We start from the raw sequence: 20238 nt of genomic DNA, 5'->3' as shown, positions 1-20238 counted from the left end.
TTTGATTCCTCAACCGAATCGAGGCATCTTTGCAAGGCATGATTGATACCTCCCTCGATTCGTTCAACTTCTATTTTTTCCTGGCCGTCATTCAGGGATTCATACTGGCAGGTGTAATTCTACTTAAGAGGCCCAGAAACAAACCCAATACCTACCTGGGTATACTGATTTTTTTGTTTTCGCTTTCGCTACTCCACTTGATTTTGGAGTCGTCGATCAGCGGGTTCAACGCGAAGTTTCCCATACCAATGGACTTCAGCCTGGCATACGGTCCCCTCGCCTACCTGCATGTGCTTTCTTTAAAAGAGGTCAAGAGTAAGACGACCTTTCGCACGTATTTGCACTTCCTCCCCAGCTTGCTTTTAGATGGCTTCCTTTTCACCGGTACTTTTCTATTCATCCGATCCAATGAGGATTGGGCCTATGCCAATCTTGAGGCTATCCAATCTTTTGCGCTCATCATGATCGCTTTGGGACTGCTGCAGCTCGGAATCTACACCTACCTGATCTATCGAGCGTCAAAATCCATTCGATTATTGCCAAAGGAATTTCCTGCAATTCGAAAGTGGTTCAAAATCATCACCATCACCTGGCTGGTGGTCATCGGTTTTTTAGCAGTCGCAGTTCCGGTCGCACTCCTCAATATTGAGCAGTTGGATGATAACTCCTACCTCATCTATCGTCCATTGGGTATCATCATGGGCCTATACATCTATGGACTTGGGTATTTATACCTTCTCAAATACATCAATCCGATCAATAAATACATCGGCAAATCTGCAAAAATTAAGTTTACAGATCAGCAGGTAGAAGAGCACAAACTTGCACTATTGGCCGCCATTGAAAACGATGAATTATTTCGTGATCAGAAGCTGAGTGTAAACAAACTCGCGGAGCACTTGCAGTGGCCCATCAATGATGTATCGCTGATCATCAATGAATCTTTAGCCACCAATTTCAACGACCTCATCAATGAATACAGGGTGCGCGCATTCAAAGATTTAGCTGGTCAATCTGAGGTTGAAAAATACTCCATCCTTGGCATTGCCCAAGAGGTAGGCTTTGGCTCCAAAGCTTCGTTTTACCGTGCTTTTAAGAAGGAAATGGGCATTACGCCCAGTGAATTCCTCAAATCAAGCACCTAAAAGGTTTCAAATTCCCATATGAGACTCCTTTGATTTTTTTGATCCCACAGCCAGCTTCAGCTTTGATCAAAAAACAAGAATGACTAATTATTTTATCTGCATTGTGATGCTCATAGTGACCATGACCAATGCCATTGCTCAAAACCCAAGCCTGAGTCTGAAACAGAAGAAGTATAAAACTTCAGAAGAAATCGTGATATCAGGTGAGGTGGGATATCTCAGTGTACCAGAAAACAGAACAAACCCTGACTCACGAACCATCAAGATTAAATACATCCGTCTTAAAAGTCTATCTGAAAACCCTAAAGAACCTGTCATTTATTTAGAAGGAGGTGGCAGTGCTTGTACGTGGCAAGCTGAGAATCCGAAATACCTGAATGACTGGATAGACATACTTGAAATATCGGATTTGATCTTCATAGATCAGCGGGGCACCGCAGACCGAAAGCTCATTCATATCCAAAAAAATGGCTACCCTGAAAACTTTTTTGTTTCAGAGCATGCAGCCACCACCTATTATCAAAGTTTCTCCGAAGAGGCTCTTGAAGCATTTGAGAAAAAAGGGCTTGATGTTCAAGGATACACCATAGAAGCGCACGCCGAAGATGTTAATGCGCTTGTAGAAGCATTGGAAATTGATGCCTACTCAATCTTTGGGTTCAGCTTTGGTACAAGCATCGGCATGGCGTTAATGAAATTGCATGAGGATAAAATAACCAATGCGGTGCTGGTTAGCGCGGATGGACCTCATCAATCATTCAACTATCCTTCCTATTTGGACAGTCATTTCAAGAAAATTGCAGAAATGGTTAGCCAAAATGAGGAAATCAGTCAGGTCATTCCCGATCTGAATGTGCTCTTGAAGCAGGTGATGGAAAAACTGGAAAACAAGCCTACCGTGGTTTCTGTGAAACATCCACTCAATAAAAAGTCATTAGATGTAAAAGTGGGTGCTTATGGTTTAGGCCTGATCCTCAGGCTTGATATAGATGACGTCAATGATATCCCCGTGATTCCTCGACTCCTCTATGGCATTGATCAGGGAGATTACTCCCTATTGCAGTGGTTTGTACAAAAAAGAATAAGGTATGCCCTCGGATTGCCAGGCAATGGCATCAATCAAGGAATTGCATCCGGTGTTTCTCCTGAGCGACTGAAGCGCATTCAAGACGAAGCTGAGACAAGCCCTTTCGGCAATGTGGTGAATTTTCCATTTGGTGCAGCCGTGAGTGTCTGGCCACAAACAACCTTGTCCTTCGATACCTCGACCCCTTTAACTACCGCCGTGAGAACGCTATTCATCACCGGTGATCTGGATTGCCGAACACCCGTACAACAGGTGAATGAACTTGCCAAGGGTTTCAGCAATGTCACGCATCTGGTAGTGAGAAATGCAGGCCATGAGCAAGCCATGTGGGATAGTGATATTTGGAGTGGAGCAATACCTCAATTTTTGAAAGGAGCGGATGTTTCAGGGATAGATGCGTACTATTCAAACATCAAGTTTCTTCCACTAACAGGACCAGCCAAAAGTCATCCATCACTCGAATGATAAACCGGAAAAACCCTCCACATTCTAAGCATGGAGGGTTTTCATATATCCTTTTCACCTACTTAATTCCCTTTTTTCTTTCGCAGACGTTCCACGTTTCGTTGAGCTCGAGCCAACTCGCGCTCTGCTTCACGCAGCTCTTGATCCAAAAGCTGCGGATCCGTGGAGTTTGGGTTGGCTGGAGGACTTGGCGATGAAGGAATCATTGGCGTCCATGTTTGGGTCTCGTGCTTCTGAATGATATCCCGGAGATCATCACCCAACTCATCTATCAGGTCATAGAAATCGTCCGAACTTAACTCAAGGTTAAGGCTAAGTCGCAATTTGTTCTCGGTGAGTCTGCAATTGAAGTAGGTTCTGCCACCAACTTCTCGTTCCCACTCATATGCGCTTCCTACATCGGTCAGGTAGCTGGGGCTTAGTCGCTCTTGCAAAATTCGCCGTACTTCACTGTGCTTATCTTCATCAAAGCGGGCTTCAAATTGGTACGAATCGCTGGAGCGGGTAATGCTCGATTCTGAACTAATTGTACTACCAGAAGTAGTGGTTCTTGAAGTTGATTTACTGCTGCTTGTAGATTGTGCGAATGCGCCAATGGCAGCAATCAAAGCGAGTGTCATTGTTAATTTTTTCATGTCCATTTCAGTTTTTTCTTGAGCCAAATGTAGTACCCGAAATGAAGATAACTGTAGATTTAAGTAACGTTAACCTGACTTTAACTCAGCGGCTTTTTTCATTAACATACGCGAAATTCCAGGCCCACGCCACGGATACTTTCGATGGAAATATTGGAGTCGTCTTTGAAGTATTTTCGTAGCCTGCTGATGAATACATCCATGCTTCTCCCCGAGAAGAAGTCACTACTTTTCCAAACGGCACTCAAGATATCTTCCCGCTTGACGACCCTGTTTTTGTTGGCTACTAAAAACTGAATCAACGCTACTTCTTTCTTCGTCAGATTTTGGATCTCATCAGCCCTGGTCAGCGTGAGACGAGCAGGATGTAAAGCATACGAACCGATACCCAAGACTTCATGACGGTCCGAAGAGCTACTTCGAACATGTCTCTTCATGATGTTGTTTAAACGTAAAACAAGCTCATCGGCTTCAAATGGCTTTTCAATGTAGTCGTCCGCACCCAACTTCAGCCCTCTGATTTTATCTTCTTTGAGTGTTCTGGCCGTCAAGAATATGAAAGGCATTTCCGGATGAATATCGATGAGTTTCTCCGCTAGCGTAAACCCATCCATTTTCGGCATCATCACATCAAGCACACAGATGTCAAAGGCATTGTTTTCAAAAAATCTGAGGGCCTCCTCTCCATCTTTTGCGCTAGTGACGTCAAAGTCAAATACTTTGAGGTATTGGGCGAGCACATTCCTTAGATCTTCGTCATCTTCCGCTAGCAAAACATGTCTATTCATCTCATGAAATTTAAGTTAACGGTAACTCTATGGTGAATACACTCCCATCTCCCGAGCTGCTTTTAACAACTATGCTCCCTCCATGCGCGATTACCACCTGATTTGCATAATAAAGGCCTAATCCCAACCCTTTCACGTCATGCGTCTCTTTATTACCAGCTCGATAAAATTTCTCAAACAGGTTATTTTGATCCTTCGCTAAAACGCCTATTCCATTGTCCTCAATTACAATGCTCATTGTAGCATCCATGGTTGCACGGAATAGAAGCTTCGGTACTCGTTCATTGTACTTCACCGCATTTTCCAACATGTTTGATATGGCGGTAGATAAATAAAAAGGGTCGATGAGTATCTGTTCTTCTTTCAGGTTAAACTCCCGTACCAGATCCATATTCACCTCCTGCATCGCAAGTTCAAAATCGTCCAGAAGCGCCGTTAGAAAATCCTGCGCATTAATAAACTCCTTATTCAAGTGTATTTCACTGTAGTTGAGGGAATTATCCAATACCTGATCGAGTAGTTTCTGAAGTTTCTGATTCTGCCTTTCGATGATATCAATCGTGTCCAAGTGCTGCTTGCCTTCGTTTCTGAGCATTTCTGTAGCTAGTGCAAGTGTAGTAAGTGGTGTCTTGAATTCATGAGAGATGTTATTAATGAAATCTGTCTTCACCTCTGCAATCTTCTTTTGCGTAATCAAGTTTTTGATGGAATAGAAAAGCACCCCGAAAACGAATAGGAATATTGTGGTGGAAATGAGCAAAAACCCTTTCATCTGAAGCAACACCCCATTCTCCCGTCCTTCAATATTCATCAAGGTTTCAGTCTCAAAATTGAGTCGCAGCATTTCAGAAACCTCCCTTCCATCTCGAAGGGTAGTGTATGTATATTCTGAGTAGGAAGTAGATTGCCCCAATTCATATTCCTCACCCCCAAAATCATCTCCAAGAATGTAGGATTTCGAATCCGTCTCTTTGGAATACAGCGTGTCATTTTGCAAAGAATCTAGAATGATAATGGATCGTACTTTTTTGTGGAATTGAACTCTGGAAGAGCCTGCGTTTTCTTTTAGGACTTCTCTTAAAACTGAAAGAAACTCTGGATTCATCTCTGCAGTTTTCTGTCCAAATCTGTCTAAAACCTGCCCTCGCTGGATTAGTCCCTGCTTGTACTCGGCGGCAGTTTCAATCATATAGTCCCGCCATTCGGATCGCATTGAATCGATTTTGGTGAGATGATCGTCAATCAGCGAAACCTCATCTCTGGTCTGCTTGATAAAAGAATCCTTTTTGAGTTGGTAGGTGTTGTTCACCAAATACAGCTGTACGGCGGACAGGGCAATTAGCCCTACAATTGAGGCAATTATGAGAAGTGTAATCTTGCGCTTCATCTCTAAGGTTAAACCTAGCAAAGAATCCAATGTAAGTTTCACTTGTTAGGTTCATTAACCTAACATTAACCCAACTGAAGAAATCTGATTAAGGTCAGTGCGGAATTACCTCCGCTCGTTCAAATCGTTGATTGCCGTCTGCAACTCTCGCTTAAGCTTCACCTGAGCTTCTCGGGATTTTACCTTGTGCTCCTCAAACTCGGAGTTGAGTATGTCGTGTTCTTTTTTCACACGGGTAGTCACATGGTTACTTCGCATGTACATCAGGTAAGCGATCACTCCCAGTACGGCTAAAACTATAATGATCAACCAAACCATCAAGTGATAGCCCACCTTGGAAAATGAAATGCCCATAAAGCTGATGGAGTCGTTTTGGTTAAGGCTTTCGTCCAATTCAGATTGAAGGCTTGCAACATCAGCATTTAATTTCACAATCATTGCTTGTTGATCAATGCGCTCTGATCTTAACCCGCTAATCGTACGTGTGTTCTGTGTCAGTGAATCCGACACTTCAGACCAGAAACCATTCAAAGTTGTCCGCGGAATTACCTTGTACTGCTCGTATGTTTCTGTATTTTCCAGTATGTCATTATACTTCTCTTGCAAAGTCTCCTGTCCGATCGATCGGATTGAAATTGTACAAACAAACGCCAGAATCAAACTAAATTTTAGGGATTTCATTTTCGGTTAAGCTTCTTAAATCAACGATTCATACTAATTGAGACGCGAAGTAAATTCTTTTCCACAAAAGAGACCAAAAGATTCTAAAAAATAGGCTTTAAGTTTCGCTCATCTCTTAAATAAGTAACGAGAATCCTACTTGGAAATTATTTTATGAGCTATTATTAAACCTGTCTCTAAAGCATAGCATTCACATCGAATAGGTATTGAATTTCGCAAATTCAAGCAATCAGGTGTAATGATTCATACCCCAAGCCACTAATCAATCAAAACTTCAGTGTGAGCTCAGACTTCTATACAAATTACATATTACCACATTCAGGGATAATCATTAAGATATGCAGAGCCTACACTTCTTCAAACGATGATTTTGAAGACTATTACCAGGAAGTATGTCTTCAAATATGGCGCTCTCACGAAAAGTTCAGGGGGCAGTCTAAATGGTCAACCTGGATATATAGATTATCCTTAAATGTGTGTCTCACGCTTTATAAAAAACATAAGAATAGATCTGAAAAATTGGTTCATTCGGATCATGCATCAGCGTTAGTTCAAGAAGATACTGAGGCATTTTCGAATGATGATTTAAATCAATTGTATAACGGAATAAAAAAACTTTCAGAGACCGATAGAGCCATTATAATACTTTACCTGGAAGGGAAAAAGAATGGTGAAATAGCGCAAATAATCGGAACTAATGCAAACAACATTGGAGTGAAAGTGCTACGAATCAAAGAAAGACTAAAAAAGATTATTACTGAAAACCAAAGCTTATGAAGCAATCAATAAATCACATATGGAAAAAGGGTTTTGCCGATGAAAAATTGGTAGCTCCAAGAATAAATCAATTATACAGTCAAAAGTCAATCAATGTAGTTGAATTACTAATTGGTCGGTTCAAAAAAGAAATTATATCCTTGATCCCTCTGGCCATAGCTGTAATTGCCATCAACATAATACTCGATAATGACTATGCCATTTTATGGGGGTTCATAGGTGCAATGCCACTTCTACTTTTCTTCTACTTAGGGAAAAGACAAATTAAATCTCTCATCAACATAGACTATAAAAGTAATTGCTATGAATATCTTATATCGGTTAGGGATCGAATAAACTCCATAGCCAAATTCAACAAACGTCTTTCAATATCAAGCGTTCCGATATTGCTCTTTCCCATGCTGGTCTATACCTACTACAATCAAAAAGGAAGGAGTATTGGGGATCTCTTTGGAGTAGAGGGTATAGATCTACCGATAGGCTGGATTTTTATGATCCTACCTATAATGATGCTAGTTGCTTTTATAGTAGCGGAGTTCGTTTTTAACATATCCATGAAGAGAAACACAGCTACCCTTACTGCCATCATTGAGGAGATAGAAGTTCTTAGAAAATAGAAAACCTAAAATAACTAGTCAGTCTCTGTATAGGCACTCGCCACTATGGTGCGAGGAAATTCATACCCTTTTCCTCCATAGCATAGGTGTGAGCAACCAATCATGAGTGTGTCGCTGGGGGCAATGATGTACTTTCTTGGAATATACGACTGGTCCCCTTCTATGTCATAGTCTCCTCGGATAATGGTAGTGATGGAACGATCTGAAATGTTAGTAAGTGCCAATCGCTGACCACAATCATCTTCTCCGCAAGGTTCACCACTATTGATCACTAGAAATTCTGTTAGCTCATTAGCCATTTCTTCGCCATGCCATTCAATGCCTTCTCCTTCATCATCAAACACCATAGCTACTACATCACTCCACGTAAGCTGGTCTACATCTTCAGCTGTGGATGTTTCCCGTTCTTCCGATTGATCTGCTTCACCTGTTTTGGCTGTTTGACTGCAAGATGTCAAGATGATTCCGATCAGAAGTGCATGGAGGAACTGTGTTGCTTTTTTCATTTTGATAGTTATTTGTTAGTTAAAGCATGTGATGAGAACTGTCACTAAATTATCCATTGATCACATATTTACAGTATAAATACGTCAAACACGTAATTTTAACATGGAACAATCCGTAAAACATTCCAATGAATTTCAGCAGCTTTAAGATCAAACATGCGTTTGTGCTGGCCATTTTGGTAAGCTGCCTCCTCATTCTGCGTCAATACATTGACTACCTCATCAATGATTATGGATACGATTTTAGCTGGTTTGCAGTTTCAGCTCGCATTGGAATCAACTATTTCATGTGGGGTGCTTTGTTTCTGATCATGCTAAAGATTGCGGCATACTTTCAACATCGACAGACCAATGTAAGAACGATCCTTATTCACCTCGTCCTGAGCATCCTGATTGCAGGAGTGCATAGAATTCTGGCGGTTCGCATCTATGATCTCGCCTACTATGCTTATGCAGGATTCTTGAGAGACCTTTTTACACCGGGAAATAAAGTAGCGATTGGTGCCGGGCTATTTTCCAGTTTTCTTGAATATTGGATTATCATGGGGCTGATTATGGGAATATCCTACTATGTCAGCTATTCCAAACAACAAAAAGAACTTAATGAAGCCAAGCTTAACGCTTTGCAAATGCAGCTGCATCCCCACTTTTTATTCAATACGCTCAACTCAATCACCTCCCTCATCGACATTGATCCAAAGAAAGCACAAAAGATGCTTACGCAACTTGGCTTCCTAATGCGGGAAATCTTAGAACAGGACAAAAAGCAGCGCATTCCATTGGCGAGTGAAATGGACTACATCAAAGCATACTTAGAAATCGAACATATCCGCTTCCAAGACCGGCTTAATCTCGACTTTTCAATAGATGAAGCTGTCACAAAAGCACAAGTACCTGCGCTCTTACTTCAACCAATCATTGAAAATGCCATCAAACATGGTATATCTAAAAGGCCACAAGGTGGCACCATATCGGTACATGCATCAAGATCTAATGGGGCCAGAGTGACAATTGAAGTGGCGAATGATATCCAAGAGTTCAACGGCAATATAAAAGAGGAAGGCTATGGAATAGGCACTTCCAATGTGTCAAGTCGATTGCAGCAAATGTATGGCGAAAACCAAACGTTTAATCAGCGAAAAGATGGCACTAAGTACATTACCGAAATCACTTTTCCTTTTCAAGAATCATGATTAGAGCAGTAATTGTAGATGACGAGTACCTCGCTCGTCAGCGTATTTTAAAGTTATTAGAAGCCCATCCTGAAATCAAGGTGGTGGATGAAGCAAAAAATGGAACACTAGCAGTAAAAGCAATTAATCTCAAGGAACCAGATTTAGTGTTTCTAGATGTCCAGATGCCAGACTTTGACGGGTTTGAAGTTGTGAAGAAAATCAAACCTTCGCAGCTCCCCTACATCGTTTTCACCACGGCATTTGATAGCTATGCAATCCAGGCCTTTAACATACACGCATTGGACTACTTACTCAAGCCCATCGATGAGGATCGCTTCAATGAGTCAATCCAAAAACTACGGAAGTACTTCGAAGTGCTAAAGACATCCGCATTTAATGAAAAGCTGATGAGAATGGTGAAGGATTTTGAGCGACCTCAAAACACATTTATCAGTCAAATCACCATAGCAGACCGAGGGTGGGAACATGACGTGGAGTTAGATGATGTGCTTTACATTGAAGCCAATGGTAATTATGTAAATCTCCAAACGATGGATAAATCACACTTGTATCGGTCAACCATGAACACACTATCCGAACAACTAAACCCAGATGATTTCCTTAGAATCCATCGATCCATAATATTAAATAGAAGGTACATCAGCAAGTGTACCTACATCAGTAACAATGAGTACGCGTTTGTCATGAAAGATGGTAAGACGTTGCAATCAGGAAGATCTTATCGGCAAGATATCATGCAATACCTAAGGTAACAGTTCATCACAACATTCACACTTGATCATAAACATTCATTGACGGGGTGCATCATTCCGTAATCTTATCATCAAAGATTAAAACAATGAAAGTCATGAACTACAAATCAAACAAGGCAATTACTCTTTTGACATTAATGTTGATGTCCACAGTCGTATTTGCACAAAACCTAACACTTCCTCGACCCAGCCAATACGCTGAAATAAAACAACGTGTTGGTCTATCAGAGGTGACCATTAAATATCACAGTCCTGGTGCGAACGATCGCCAAATCTGGGGCGGTCTGGTTCCGTATGGCGCGATGTGGCGCGCAGGTGCCAATGAAAACACAACCATTACATTTTCACATGATGCTGAATTAGAAGACCAACCGATCGCCGCAGGCACCTACGGTCTTTTCATGTTTGTAAAAGACAGAGAAAACATCCGCATCATACTATCAAAATATGCCAAATCATGGGGTACAAATTATCCCGCTGAAGAGGATGCAGTATTGATGGCAGACGTCAAAACAAATGAAATACCGATGCAAGACTGGTTGAGTTACGATTTTAAAGATCGGTCGGGAGATGATGTAACGGCAGTCCTTAGATGGGCTGACCTAGAGATTCCTTTCACCATTTCATATGATGTGGATGCCATTGTCATTGACAATGCACGGGCTGAACTCAAAGGTCCTGCAGGATTCTCATGGAGGGGATACATGCAAGCTGCAAACTATTGCTTGCAAAACGATACCAACCTGGAAGAAGCAATGACCTGGATTGACCAGTCCATCTCCATGGCTAGTGGGTTTTCTAACCTTCAGGTAAAAGCAGGATTGTTGGCTAAGAAAGGGGAAACGGAAGAGGCTAAAAAGGTCATGGATCAAGCCATACCTACTGCAAATGCCTTTCAACTCAACCAATATGGCTATTTGTTACTCACCAGCGGTGACACCAAAAAAGCCATTGAGGTATTCTCCCTAAATGTTAAAAACAACTCCACTCACCAGTTTATATGGGGTTTTACAGATAGTCTTGGCGAAGCTTACTTGAAAGACGGGAATAAGAAAATGGCTTTGAAGTATTACAAAGAAGCAAGAAAATTAGCACCTGAGAATCAGTATGCTTATTTGGATGGCGTGATAGAAGGTATTGAAGGAAAATAATATGAATCGATTTTTGACAATTCTATTGATTGGTTTGAGCTGCAGCTGTGCAGCTCAAACTTCAAAACGAACCTTTAAGTCCTTTGACTATCAGGGGAAAAAAATTCAATACGCGATACAACTGCCACAAGATTTTGATGCAAACAAAACATATCCAGTTGCCATTGGTCCCTCTGAAGTCACTTCAGCCGATGATCAGTCATACTACTGGCGAGGGGTGAAAGACACCTACGGATGGATTTTGATTGATTTCCCAACATATGAGGGCAAGGTATCCATCGTGACTGCTTTTTTGAAACATATAAATAGTACGTACAACGTAGAGGGAGACAAATTCCACACCATTTGTTTCAGTGCCAATAGCTCCGGTATTTTCAATTTAGTGATGAAGATGCCCGAGTATTTTCACTCAATTACCGGAATGGCTGGAAATCCTGGAACACGAAAGGGCGATGAGCTGGCAAAGCTCAAAGATGTAAAAGTCAGATTCGTGGTGGGTGACAAAGACACCTATTGGATGAACGCAGCAAAAGATCGAAATGCGAAGCTATTAGAGGTCGGTGTCGACAGTCAAATCGAGATCATCAAAAACGGAAAGCACGTATTGACCGCATTAATTGGTAAAGGCGTACTGACCCGAATGGATGAACTAAGATGACAAACAATGCACTTTTACCACGACCAGAAAGATTCTGGTACGCACGAAAACAAAGATTTAGTTCAATGTGTGGTTTTGAAGGGCCATCTTCTTGGTGGCCCACTCTTTTCCTTCACCATAAATTATACCCATGAAGCAACTAGTCGTCTTATGGATTTTAATGGCTTTCGCACATCGACTCACAGCGCAATCCATCATCTATACTCGCCAAATAAATAACAATGACGATTTGGTGATAATGGATGCCGAAGGTAACTCCAAAGTCATTGCAAATCACTTACGAAAAGACAGTAGTCCCATGATTTCACCAGATGGGGAAACGCTTGTTTTCACTTCCGAGAGGGTCGGCTGGTGGAAAATATGGACCATGAATTTAGCAACCAATGAATTTAAACAGTTGACTCATAAGTCGAGTGCAGATTACAGTCCTACATGGTCGCCTAATGGTTCCAGGATTGTTTTCACTTCTTCCAGAGATGGTAATCAGGAAATCTATTCGATGAATAAGAACGGTGATGATAAAATCAATATCACAAAATCCCCTTCGGCAGACTTGATGCCTTTCTGGGCACACGATGGGTACATCTATTACAGCACCAGCATAGATGGCATCTATCAAATTGCGAGGATCAAACCGGACGGAAGTAAGAAGGAAATTCTGACTGGTTCCCAGGATAACAAATTGATGCCTCAGCTTTCCACTGATGGCTCGCGTATCCTCTATTATGGAGATAGAGATGGCAATATGGAAATCTACATTTTAGCGCTCAAATCGAATGAAGTCCTGAGACTGACCAATCATCCCCTCATGGATATACGTCCCCGATGGTCTCCTGACAATACGGAAATTGTGTTCGAGAGAGGCAATAAGGGCAACAATCATCACATCTATCTGATGGATGCTGCAGGCAATAACGTCAAGCAGCTTACAAACAAGTATTACAATTACTCTCCCTCATTTCTTTCATCAAAATAGACTCAAAATGCGATCATTAATATGCTTCCTTTTCTTACTTCCTTTTTCCATGTTGGCTCAGGACGTCATTTATTTCTCCTCATCATCCAACTCCAGGGGCAGAGATCTTTATGCTATGACGTCAAAGAAAAATAGTCATGACAAACTCACCTACCAGCTTGGCAGTGGTCATTACCCTCATTTCAATAGTCCAAAATTATCACCAGACGGAACTACCCTTGTCTTTCAAAGTGACCCGGACGGGCACGACAGATACACCATCTGGACGATGAAAACAGATGGCTCAAGTCTTAAAAAGATTACTCAGCGAGAAGGGATGTATCCAAACTGGAGTCCGGATGGGAAAACAATCATTTTTAGCGGTAGAAGAAATGGAATTTGGGAAATATTGACGATACCAGCATCAGGAGGAACTGAGCAGCTCCTTACCAAAAATTACCAAGCTGGTACCAAACCCAAATGGGGTGCCACTTGCAGCTATCATCCCAATGGGAAATCGATCATCTATTCATACATCCGTGAAAAGGTGCTCTATTCCTACAATTTTGAAGATGGAAAGTCTACGCAGCTTTCCTCCAATGGCAGCTATACACACCCTATTTATGCAAAGGATGGGCGAATTGCTGTAAATCGAAAAATTGATGAAAGCTATCACCTGGTTATTATAGAAAATGGCGAAGAGACCGTCATTGCTAAAAATGTCATCTCATATTCTGCGCCAGACTGGTATTCAAATGAATCCAAACTACTTTTTGTCGGCATGGTCAATGGTAATCAAGAGTTATTTACCATTGATCTTAAAACCAGAGAAGAAACACAGCTTACCAAAAACAACGATTTTGATGCTATGCCTGTAGCGTACTGAATCTCACGAAAGAAAGCAAATAATGAAATACCTGATATCAATTATTATAACTCTATTAACAAATGACTTATTCTCTCAAAAAGTCATGTACTCCGAATTGACCGACACCAATTGGGATATTTATGCAATTTCAACAGAAGATGGAATTATAAAAAAAATAACCAATGACTCCCTAAAGGATTTTCAATCAGACTATTCAATCAGAAATGGCTCCATTGTTTTCGACTCCTACAGAGATGAGAATTCCAGGAATATTTTTACTTACAACTCTAAAGGAGAACTGAATCAATTAACTCATTTAAAGACACGCGATGGTCATCCCGTTTGGTCCCCCGATGGTAATAAAATCGCATTTCAATCTTCCAGAACAGGAAATCCAGAAGTCTTTGTAATGGATTCAAATGGTGAGAATGTAAAACAGCTCACTTTCAATGAAGCATTTGACGGTATTCCTAAATGGTCTCCAAATGGCCAGTTACTCGCTTTCAATAGTAATAGAAATGGGTATCCAAACGTCTTCACTTTAAATCAAGAAACAAAAGAATTGAAACAAATAACATCAAATGAATCATACAATTTCATTCAAGACTGGATCTCAAAAACAGCAGTACTTATCATTACTGATGTGGCTGAAAAAAGACAAATGCAGATTTTAGAAATAAAAAAAGGAAGTACTATAAGAACAATTCCAACTGATGGTGATGTTACATATGCACGCTGTAATATGAATGGTCAGATCGTCTTTACTCAAAAAACCAATGATGGAGAAGTCAATGTTTTTTTAATGAATATTGAAAATGGTAATATCAGGCAATTGACAGATTCGAGTAATAAAAAAAGATTTCCTGCTTTCATGGAATAATTACTAGTAAAAAAACAGGAATGCTTTAAGGCTATTAAAATAGCAATGCTGCAGGTTTTTATTCGACATGGTATTTTTTACTCCTGATCGACAGTCAACAGACCTCAAAAGGTTTAATGAGGCTCTGGATATCTCTTTGAGAAATTAGGTTTACTCAACCACTTCTACCACAAGATTATGATTGGTATAGATGCATATATCAGCTGCAATTGTCAATCCTTCCCGCACCATTTCTTCCGCAGAAAGGTCTGAAGCATGTTTTTTTAGGGCTAATGCAGCAGATCGCGCATACATGCTACCTGAGCCTATGGATGCTATGTCATTGTCCGGCTCAAGCACATCACCAGTACCAGAAACCACCAATACTTCGCTCTTATCAGCCACAATCATCATTGCTTCAAGCTTTCTCAAGTATCGATCCGTCCTCCAATCTTTCGCGAGCTCCACGGCAGCTCTTTTCAAGTTGCCAGAGTAATTGCTCAGCTTTTCATCAAAACGATCCAGCAGTGTAAAAGCATCAGCTGTAGAACCTGCAAAACCTGTCACCACCTTACCATCACCCAGCTTCCTAATTTTCTTGACATTCGACTTTGCAACGGTATTTCCCAGGGTTGCCTGTCCATCAGCTCCTATGGCCACCATGCCATTGTGTTTGATAGCGAGTACAGTTGTTGATCTTATTTTTTCCATAGAATTTTTTTCTCTTAACTTAAAGGAAAAGATGCTTCACTTCGTTCCGCATGATAGGTTAAAATGTTAGAATTCTTAAATAAGAATTCTAACAGGATCTTCAAGTAGCTCTTTGAATGTTTTCAGGAATGCTGAACCAACAGCTCCATCAACAGCTCTATGATCACAGGAAAGCGTGACCTTCATCACATTTCCGGGTTTCATTTCACCATTCTTTACAACTACTGTTTCTTTTATCCCACCTACAGCCATGATACATGCATCGGGCGGATTAATGATTGCTGTAAATTCATCTATCCCAAACATTCCCAAGTTCGAAATAGTGAATGTGTTTCCTGAAAATTCCTCCGGTTGTAATTTCTTATCCTTGGCCTTCTGCGCCAACTCCCTCACCTCTGCTGAGATGTGCGACAGAGATTTACTATCAGCAAATCTCACCACAGGAACGATAAGTCCATCTGGAATGGCTACTGCAATGCCCATGTGAATGTGTGAATGTTTCACCATATGATCTCCCATCCAACTTACATTAACATCGGGATGTTGACGCAATGCAGCTGCAGTTGCTTTTACCACCATGTCATTGAAGCTTATCTTCACAGGGGCTACTTCATTCATGGATTTACGAGCTTCAATGGCTTTATCCATGTTTACTTCCATTGTAAGGTAGAAGTGCGGCGCAGCAAACTTGCTATCGCTTAAGCGCTTAGCTATCACTTTACGCATTTGCGAAAGCTCTACTTTTTCTGAGTGCTCTTCACCCACTACTTGTGGAATATTGATAGCAGGTCTATCTGTCGAGCCTGAGGCAGCTTGTTGGGGTTGAGCTGAAGGAGTGAATTCTTCCACATCCTTTTTCACGATTCTTCCATCCGTACCAGAGCCATTCACTTGAGTAAGATCTATGCCTTTCTCGGAAGCAATCTTTTTTGCAAGCGGAGAAGCCTTAACTCTCCCATTACTTGAAGCCGCTGACACACTTGGTTGAGGAGCCGCTGCTGGCGCTGAAGACTGTACGTTCACAGGTGCAAGTGCTTCAGGTTCTACTTGTTCTTTTGATTCAGTTACACCTTGTTCTTCAGCTTTCAATAATGTCTCATAGTCAGCTCCTTCCTCACCTATAATGGCAATCACACCATCAACAGCCACTCCATTCCCTGCTTCTACTGCTGTATATAGCAGTGTACCATCTTCATAGGCTTCCAACTCCATCGTAGCTTTATCTGTCTCAACTTCCGCTAGAATATCACCCGATTCTACTTTATCACCTTTATTTTTTATCCAGGAGGCTATTACTCCTTCCTCCATGGTATCACTCATTTTAGGCATGCGAATGATCGATGCTTTGATATTGCTGGTGTCAATATGTTCACTTGCATTTGCCGCGGGTTTATCCTCCTTTGGCACCTCATTGCTCGATCCATTGGCTTGCTCATTGCTTGCATCCTGTAAAAGATGTTTGAAGTCTTCTCCTTTTTCTCCAATCACAGCCAAAATACCATCAACAGGAACCGACTCCTTTTCTTGAACACCTATGTGTAGCAATATACCATCCTGATAGGACTCCAATTCCATTGTCGCTTTATCGGTTTCAACTTCAGCTAACACATCGCCTGAGCTCACCTCATCCCCCTCTTTTTTCAACCACGAGGCAATTACGCCTTCTTCCATGGTATCGCTCATCTTGGGCATTCTTATTACTTCCGCCATTTAGATCGTCTTTAATTCTTAGTCAAAATTAACCCATCCATCAAAATAAAAATGTGTAAATAAGGTAAAGTTGATTTATGAGCAAAAGTTCAAACTTTCAGCCATTTTTTTGTGACACGGTGTCAGTCAATTGTTTCGGGAGGAATAACCGCAAATCATCCGTGCAAGAAGTTGTTAGAATACACCTAAAACCACAAGGCTCTTCGTTTCAAAAACAAGCTCAAACATTGTCTAACTACTTTTTGATAAACGACTTGGATATATTTCCATCGCTAATTACATACTTACCAGGTGCAAGCCCATCTACTTCCAACATAACGCCAGCTGTGGTGTTCGCAATAATTTTGATTTCATCAGAAACAAGCTGTCCTTGAGTGTTATACAAATTAATGTAACGACTGTCAAAACAGTTGCTGGCATATAATGTTCTTCTTACTGGATTTGGAAAAATAAGTGCATGGAAATTTTCGCAGGTCATGGCCACCCTTTCCATAGCTGAATATGAAACCGTCCCATCAAAATCCACTTGCCTTAGCCGATAGTATGCCACCGAAAGGATCGGCTGAGTATCTTGGAAACGATACTCAATCAAAGCTGAAGAACTTCCCGCACCGAATACTTTACCTATCACTTCCCACTCCAACGTATTGTCCGCACGCTGTATTTCAAAAAAATCATTATTCTGCTCCGACGTGGTAGCCCATTCAATACTAACGTGATTTTCTTCCTCAATAGCCTTAAAAAATAGTAGCTCGACCGGAAGAGGGGTTGTATGTGTCGTGCAATAGGTAAAGTCACCAAAAGATGTGATGGCATTGTTGCTCACATCCAAATCATCAGTCCCGCCATCATAATTACAAACATATGTCGCATCGGAATATAGTTCCCATGTATCTGTATCGTCCGTATCATTGTAAGCAATACCAGGGCTAAACTGGTTGCATGCCGTAAATCCGCTCGACGATCCTTCATCTGATGAAAGGGTAATATTGGCGGTAATACCATCGCTGTTTACATCCTCAATTTTCCAGTATTCATTATCACTTATCGATGAAAGTGTGGAGGTGTTGAGTGTATTGTGTAGCACAGTTTGAGGATTTGCGGAGACGTAGGTTACCTCCACTTGTGTAGGAGCACCACTTCCAACATCAGTTACATCAACGGTAGCGGGTCGAAAGGCGGCGGCTGAAGTCGTTAGGCCACCATACGCACCACTACCCACAGGAAAATTGAAAGAACCGGGCGTACCATATGCTTTCCTCACCTCTGTATAAAAGTTGCTGCTAAAAGCATTCACATCTGTCATAATGAAACTGTCCGAGGTGCTCCCACCACTAATGGTAGCTGAAGGAGCCAACGTTATGATTTGACGTGAACCGGAGGTAAGGTTAAAGAGAGATCCTCTCGTGAGGGTGAGTGTATTGGCTATTGAAATATTTGCGCCACTCAAGTATACACCTACATTGGATGCGGCGTTTTCTATAGTTAAGTTATTAAAAGGAATTGTCGTACCTATTCCAATGATTGCTGAAGAAGTGGTAGAAGAGGTAAATTTTATTGTACCAGTAACCGGAGTGACAAAGCCGGAGGCAGATGTATTGCCATCGAAAATACCACCTCCATTTGCAGACGCTATTGTCAATGTTTTTGAATTGATATCAAAAGAGGTGTTGTTAGCCAACTCCAAACCGCCTACCTTCAGGTCTGTGGATAATTGACATGTCGTACTTGCTCCTTCTACCACTAGTGCCCCGTTCAGTGAAAGATTCTCACCACCATTCCCAATCCCATCGACGGTGACAGTGCCAGTCGTTGATCTGGTAACCAAATCACGACCAATCGTAAGATCATTGCCATTGTATCTACGCAACTCAAAAGAGCTGGACACAGCAATGTCACGAAAAGCATTAAAGGTTATAGTCCCTCCACTTTTATCAATAATCAGGTTGGAGACAGAGCTTCGTCCATCATCATCTGTTGCTCCTTTGATATTTTGAGCCCCAGTTCCATTTACAATAATGGTCTCATTTCCCAATCCATTAAAAACGGGATTTTCAAGCACCAAATCTCCAGTTACGTTGACCGTCCCATCTCTCACACCAATTTCAGCATTGCTTGAGGCATTTGAAGAGCTCGAGAGTTCAAAATCATGAACGGTAAGAGTTCCTCCATTTAAATCCAGAAAAGCACCATTAATTCCGCTTTCAAATTTCAATGCATTGGGTGAAGCACTGGACGTCCATAAAACATCATCAAAAATGGTGACGTTGCTGAAGTTATAGTCACTACCTATTGTCAAATTTCCAAGTTTTGCATTTTGGATATCGAAGGCACTTCCATTGCCAATAGCTACACTAACCGAAAGTGCATCTGAGACCGATGGGTAGCCTGTACCATCTGTGATCGTACCACCGCTCATTGTAAAACCACCAAAATTTGAACTCAACTCCCCTGATTGGATTTGTATATTGCCGCCAGATACATTTATTGGCTTAGAAGCATTTATTGTTGCGCTACCGAGGTTGAGGTTTCCATTTTGCATTACTATGACATCTGTATCAACGGCACTGCTACTCGCAACTGAGATGGTAAACGCTCCTGATATTGTAATTGTACCCGTATAGCCGGAAAAAATATAAATGGTATTAATGTTAGACATATTTGAAGTCAGCGTAAGGTTACAATCGTTACTCCCGCTGGTAGCATCAAATACCACGTCATAGTTCGTACCACCCCCAGGTATGACCCCTGCAGACCAATTACCTGCGACTGACCAATCATTATCAACTGATGCACGCCACCTATTATTAGCCACGCCATTGCCCGATGGGGGGCTCTGAGCTCGATAAAGCTGGAAAAAGAAAGCTAAAAGCAGGAAACATAGAAGTCTGCTTGAGTTTACGTCAAAAAGAAAGAAGGCCTTTAATCTGCTGAAAAAAACATATTTGAATAACTCCAAATTACCAATATTTTAAGTGAACATTCATTGGAATGAACTCAAAAACGGTAACAATTTTGGTGGTCCCCTTGCGTAAGAAAAATATTGGTGGGGAGGCTTCTAAATTGGAGTATTGCCACAATTCCAATATTTCACCTTATGACAAAAAGAAAGAGTTAAACCTTAAAAAAAAAGAAAATGCTCATTTTTTCGACAAATGATCTCCATAAAAAATATCAAGGCTATACATATTCTCCCTTGATAGAAGAATACTTAGTGAATAGAGAACTCGTACTGCTCAACCGCGAAAACAAATTTGTTATGATTTAATAAGTTTTCGAGACAAGGGCTC

At 41.2% G+C, this 20238-nt stretch carries 19 protein-coding genes; 11 read left to right on the top strand and 8 right to left on the bottom strand.

The window, feature by feature from the left end:
* Positions 1-38 precede the first annotated feature (38 nt).
* Together ABJF57_RS16170 and ABJF57_RS16165 are read left to right on the top strand one after the other, a co-directional pair.
* On the top strand, positions 39-1145 hold the full coding sequence (locus ABJF57_RS16170; protein ID WP_462232370.1) for a helix-turn-helix domain-containing protein: 1107 nt from the start codon (positions 39-41) through the stop codon (positions 1143-1145).
* Between the two features lie 79 nt (positions 1146-1224).
* Positions 1225-2697 (top strand): alpha/beta fold hydrolase, encoded by a 1473-nt coding sequence (locus ABJF57_RS16165; protein WP_462232369.1) that lies wholly within the window; start codon positions 1225-1227, stop codon positions 2695-2697.
* 62 nt (positions 2698-2759) lie between these two features.
* Here the strand turns inward: ABJF57_RS16165 and ABJF57_RS16160 are convergent, their stop codons facing one another.
* From ABJF57_RS16160 to ABJF57_RS16145, 4 genes are all read right to left on the bottom strand, one after another.
* Positions 2760-3332, bottom strand: coding sequence for a hypothetical protein (locus tag ABJF57_RS16160; RefSeq protein ID WP_462232368.1), 573 nt, complete (start codon positions 3330-3332; stop codon positions 2760-2762).
* 101 nt (positions 3333-3433) lie between these two features.
* Positions 3434-4120, bottom strand: a complete 687-nt coding sequence (locus ABJF57_RS16155) for a response regulator transcription factor (protein WP_462232367.1) — start codon at positions 4118-4120, stop codon at positions 3434-3436.
* Between the two features lie 10 nt (positions 4121-4130).
* Positions 4131-5507: a sensor histidine kinase gene (locus ABJF57_RS16150; protein ID WP_462232366.1), complete on the bottom strand. Its 1377-nt coding sequence runs from the start codon at positions 5505-5507 to the stop codon at positions 4131-4133.
* A 105-nt stretch (positions 5508-5612) separates the two neighbouring features.
* Positions 5613-6188: a hypothetical protein gene (locus tag ABJF57_RS16145; protein WP_462232365.1), complete on the bottom strand. Its 576-nt coding sequence runs from the start codon at positions 6186-6188 to the stop codon at positions 5613-5615.
* Between the two features lie 279 nt (positions 6189-6467).
* Here ABJF57_RS16145 and ABJF57_RS16140 point away from each other — a divergent pair, with 279 nt between their 5' ends.
* Positions 6468-6965 (top strand): RNA polymerase sigma factor, encoded by a 498-nt coding sequence (locus ABJF57_RS16140; RefSeq protein ID WP_462232364.1) that lies wholly within the window; start codon positions 6468-6470, stop codon positions 6963-6965.
* Positions 6962-7582 carry a hypothetical protein gene (locus ABJF57_RS16135; protein WP_462232363.1) on the top strand — a complete coding sequence of 207 codons (621 nt, stop codon included), beginning with the start codon at positions 6962-6964 and terminating at the stop codon, positions 7580-7582. Before ABJF57_RS16140 ends, ABJF57_RS16135 begins: the two co-directional genes overlap by 4 nt.
* 14 nt (positions 7583-7596) lie before the next feature.
* Here the strand turns inward: ABJF57_RS16135 and ABJF57_RS16130 are convergent, their stop codons facing one another.
* Positions 7597-8088, bottom strand: coding sequence for a hypothetical protein (locus ABJF57_RS16130; protein WP_462232362.1), 492 nt, complete (start codon positions 8086-8088; stop codon positions 7597-7599).
* A 128-nt stretch (positions 8089-8216) separates the two neighbouring features.
* Between ABJF57_RS16130 and ABJF57_RS16125 the strand changes: the two genes are divergently transcribed.
* The 7 genes from ABJF57_RS16125 (at position 8217) to ABJF57_RS16095 (ending at position 14548) form a co-directional block, all read left to right on the top strand.
* Complete coding sequence (locus tag ABJF57_RS16125) at positions 8217-9281, top strand: sensor histidine kinase (protein WP_462232361.1); 1065 nt, start codon at positions 8217-8219, stop codon at positions 9279-9281.
* Positions 9278-10036 (top strand): LytR/AlgR family response regulator transcription factor, encoded by a 759-nt coding sequence (locus tag ABJF57_RS16120; protein ID WP_462232360.1) that lies wholly within the window; start codon positions 9278-9280, stop codon positions 10034-10036. Before ABJF57_RS16125 ends, ABJF57_RS16120 begins: the two co-directional genes overlap by 4 nt.
* Before the next feature lie 95 nt (positions 10037-10131).
* Positions 10132-11187, top strand: coding sequence for a DUF2911 domain-containing protein (locus ABJF57_RS16115; protein WP_462232359.1), 1056 nt, complete (start codon positions 10132-10134; stop codon positions 11185-11187).
* A 1-nt stretch (position 11188) separates the two neighbouring features.
* Positions 11189-11845 carry a hypothetical protein gene (locus ABJF57_RS16110; RefSeq protein WP_462232358.1) on the top strand — a complete coding sequence of 219 codons (657 nt, stop codon included), beginning with the start codon at positions 11189-11191 and terminating at the stop codon, positions 11843-11845.
* Between the two features lie 130 nt (positions 11846-11975).
* Complete coding sequence (locus ABJF57_RS16105; protein WP_462232357.1) at positions 11976-12821, top strand: TolB family protein; 846 nt, start codon at positions 11976-11978, stop codon at positions 12819-12821.
* A 7-nt stretch (positions 12822-12828) separates the two neighbouring features.
* On the top strand, positions 12829-13686 hold the full coding sequence (locus ABJF57_RS16100) for a TolB family protein (RefSeq protein ID WP_462232356.1): 858 nt from the start codon (positions 12829-12831) through the stop codon (positions 13684-13686).
* A 22-nt stretch (positions 13687-13708) separates the two neighbouring features.
* A complete protein-coding gene (locus ABJF57_RS16095; RefSeq protein WP_462232355.1) occupies positions 13709-14548 on the top strand; it encodes a TolB family protein in 840 nt (279 codons plus the stop codon).
* A 150-nt stretch (positions 14549-14698) separates the two neighbouring features.
* On the opposite strand, the gene hslV is transcribed toward ABJF57_RS16095, so the two are convergent.
* The 3 genes from hslV to ABJF57_RS16080 all read right to left on the bottom strand — a co-directional run bounded on the left by hslV (position 14699) and on the right by ABJF57_RS16080 (position 19907).
* Complete coding sequence (hslV, locus tag ABJF57_RS16090) at positions 14699-15238, bottom strand: ATP-dependent protease subunit HslV (RefSeq protein ID WP_462232354.1); 540 nt, start codon at positions 15236-15238, stop codon at positions 14699-14701.
* A gap of 75 nt (positions 15239-15313) precedes the next feature.
* Positions 15314-16948: a pyruvate dehydrogenase complex dihydrolipoamide acetyltransferase gene (locus ABJF57_RS16085; RefSeq protein WP_462232353.1), complete on the bottom strand. Its 1635-nt coding sequence runs from the start codon at positions 16946-16948 to the stop codon at positions 15314-15316.
* Positions 16949-17183: 235 nt separating this feature from the next.
* On the bottom strand, positions 17184-19907 hold the full coding sequence (locus ABJF57_RS16080) for a beta strand repeat-containing protein (protein ID WP_462259584.1): 2724 nt from the start codon (positions 19905-19907) through the stop codon (positions 17184-17186).
* Positions 19908-20238: the final 331 nt, after the last annotated feature.

This window comes from Ekhidna sp. (assembly GCF_039940915.1).
In the GTDB taxonomy this organism is placed as follows: domain Bacteria; phylum Bacteroidota; class Bacteroidia; order Cytophagales; family Cyclobacteriaceae; genus Ekhidna.
This window is presented reverse-complemented; position numbering and strand designations above follow the sequence as displayed.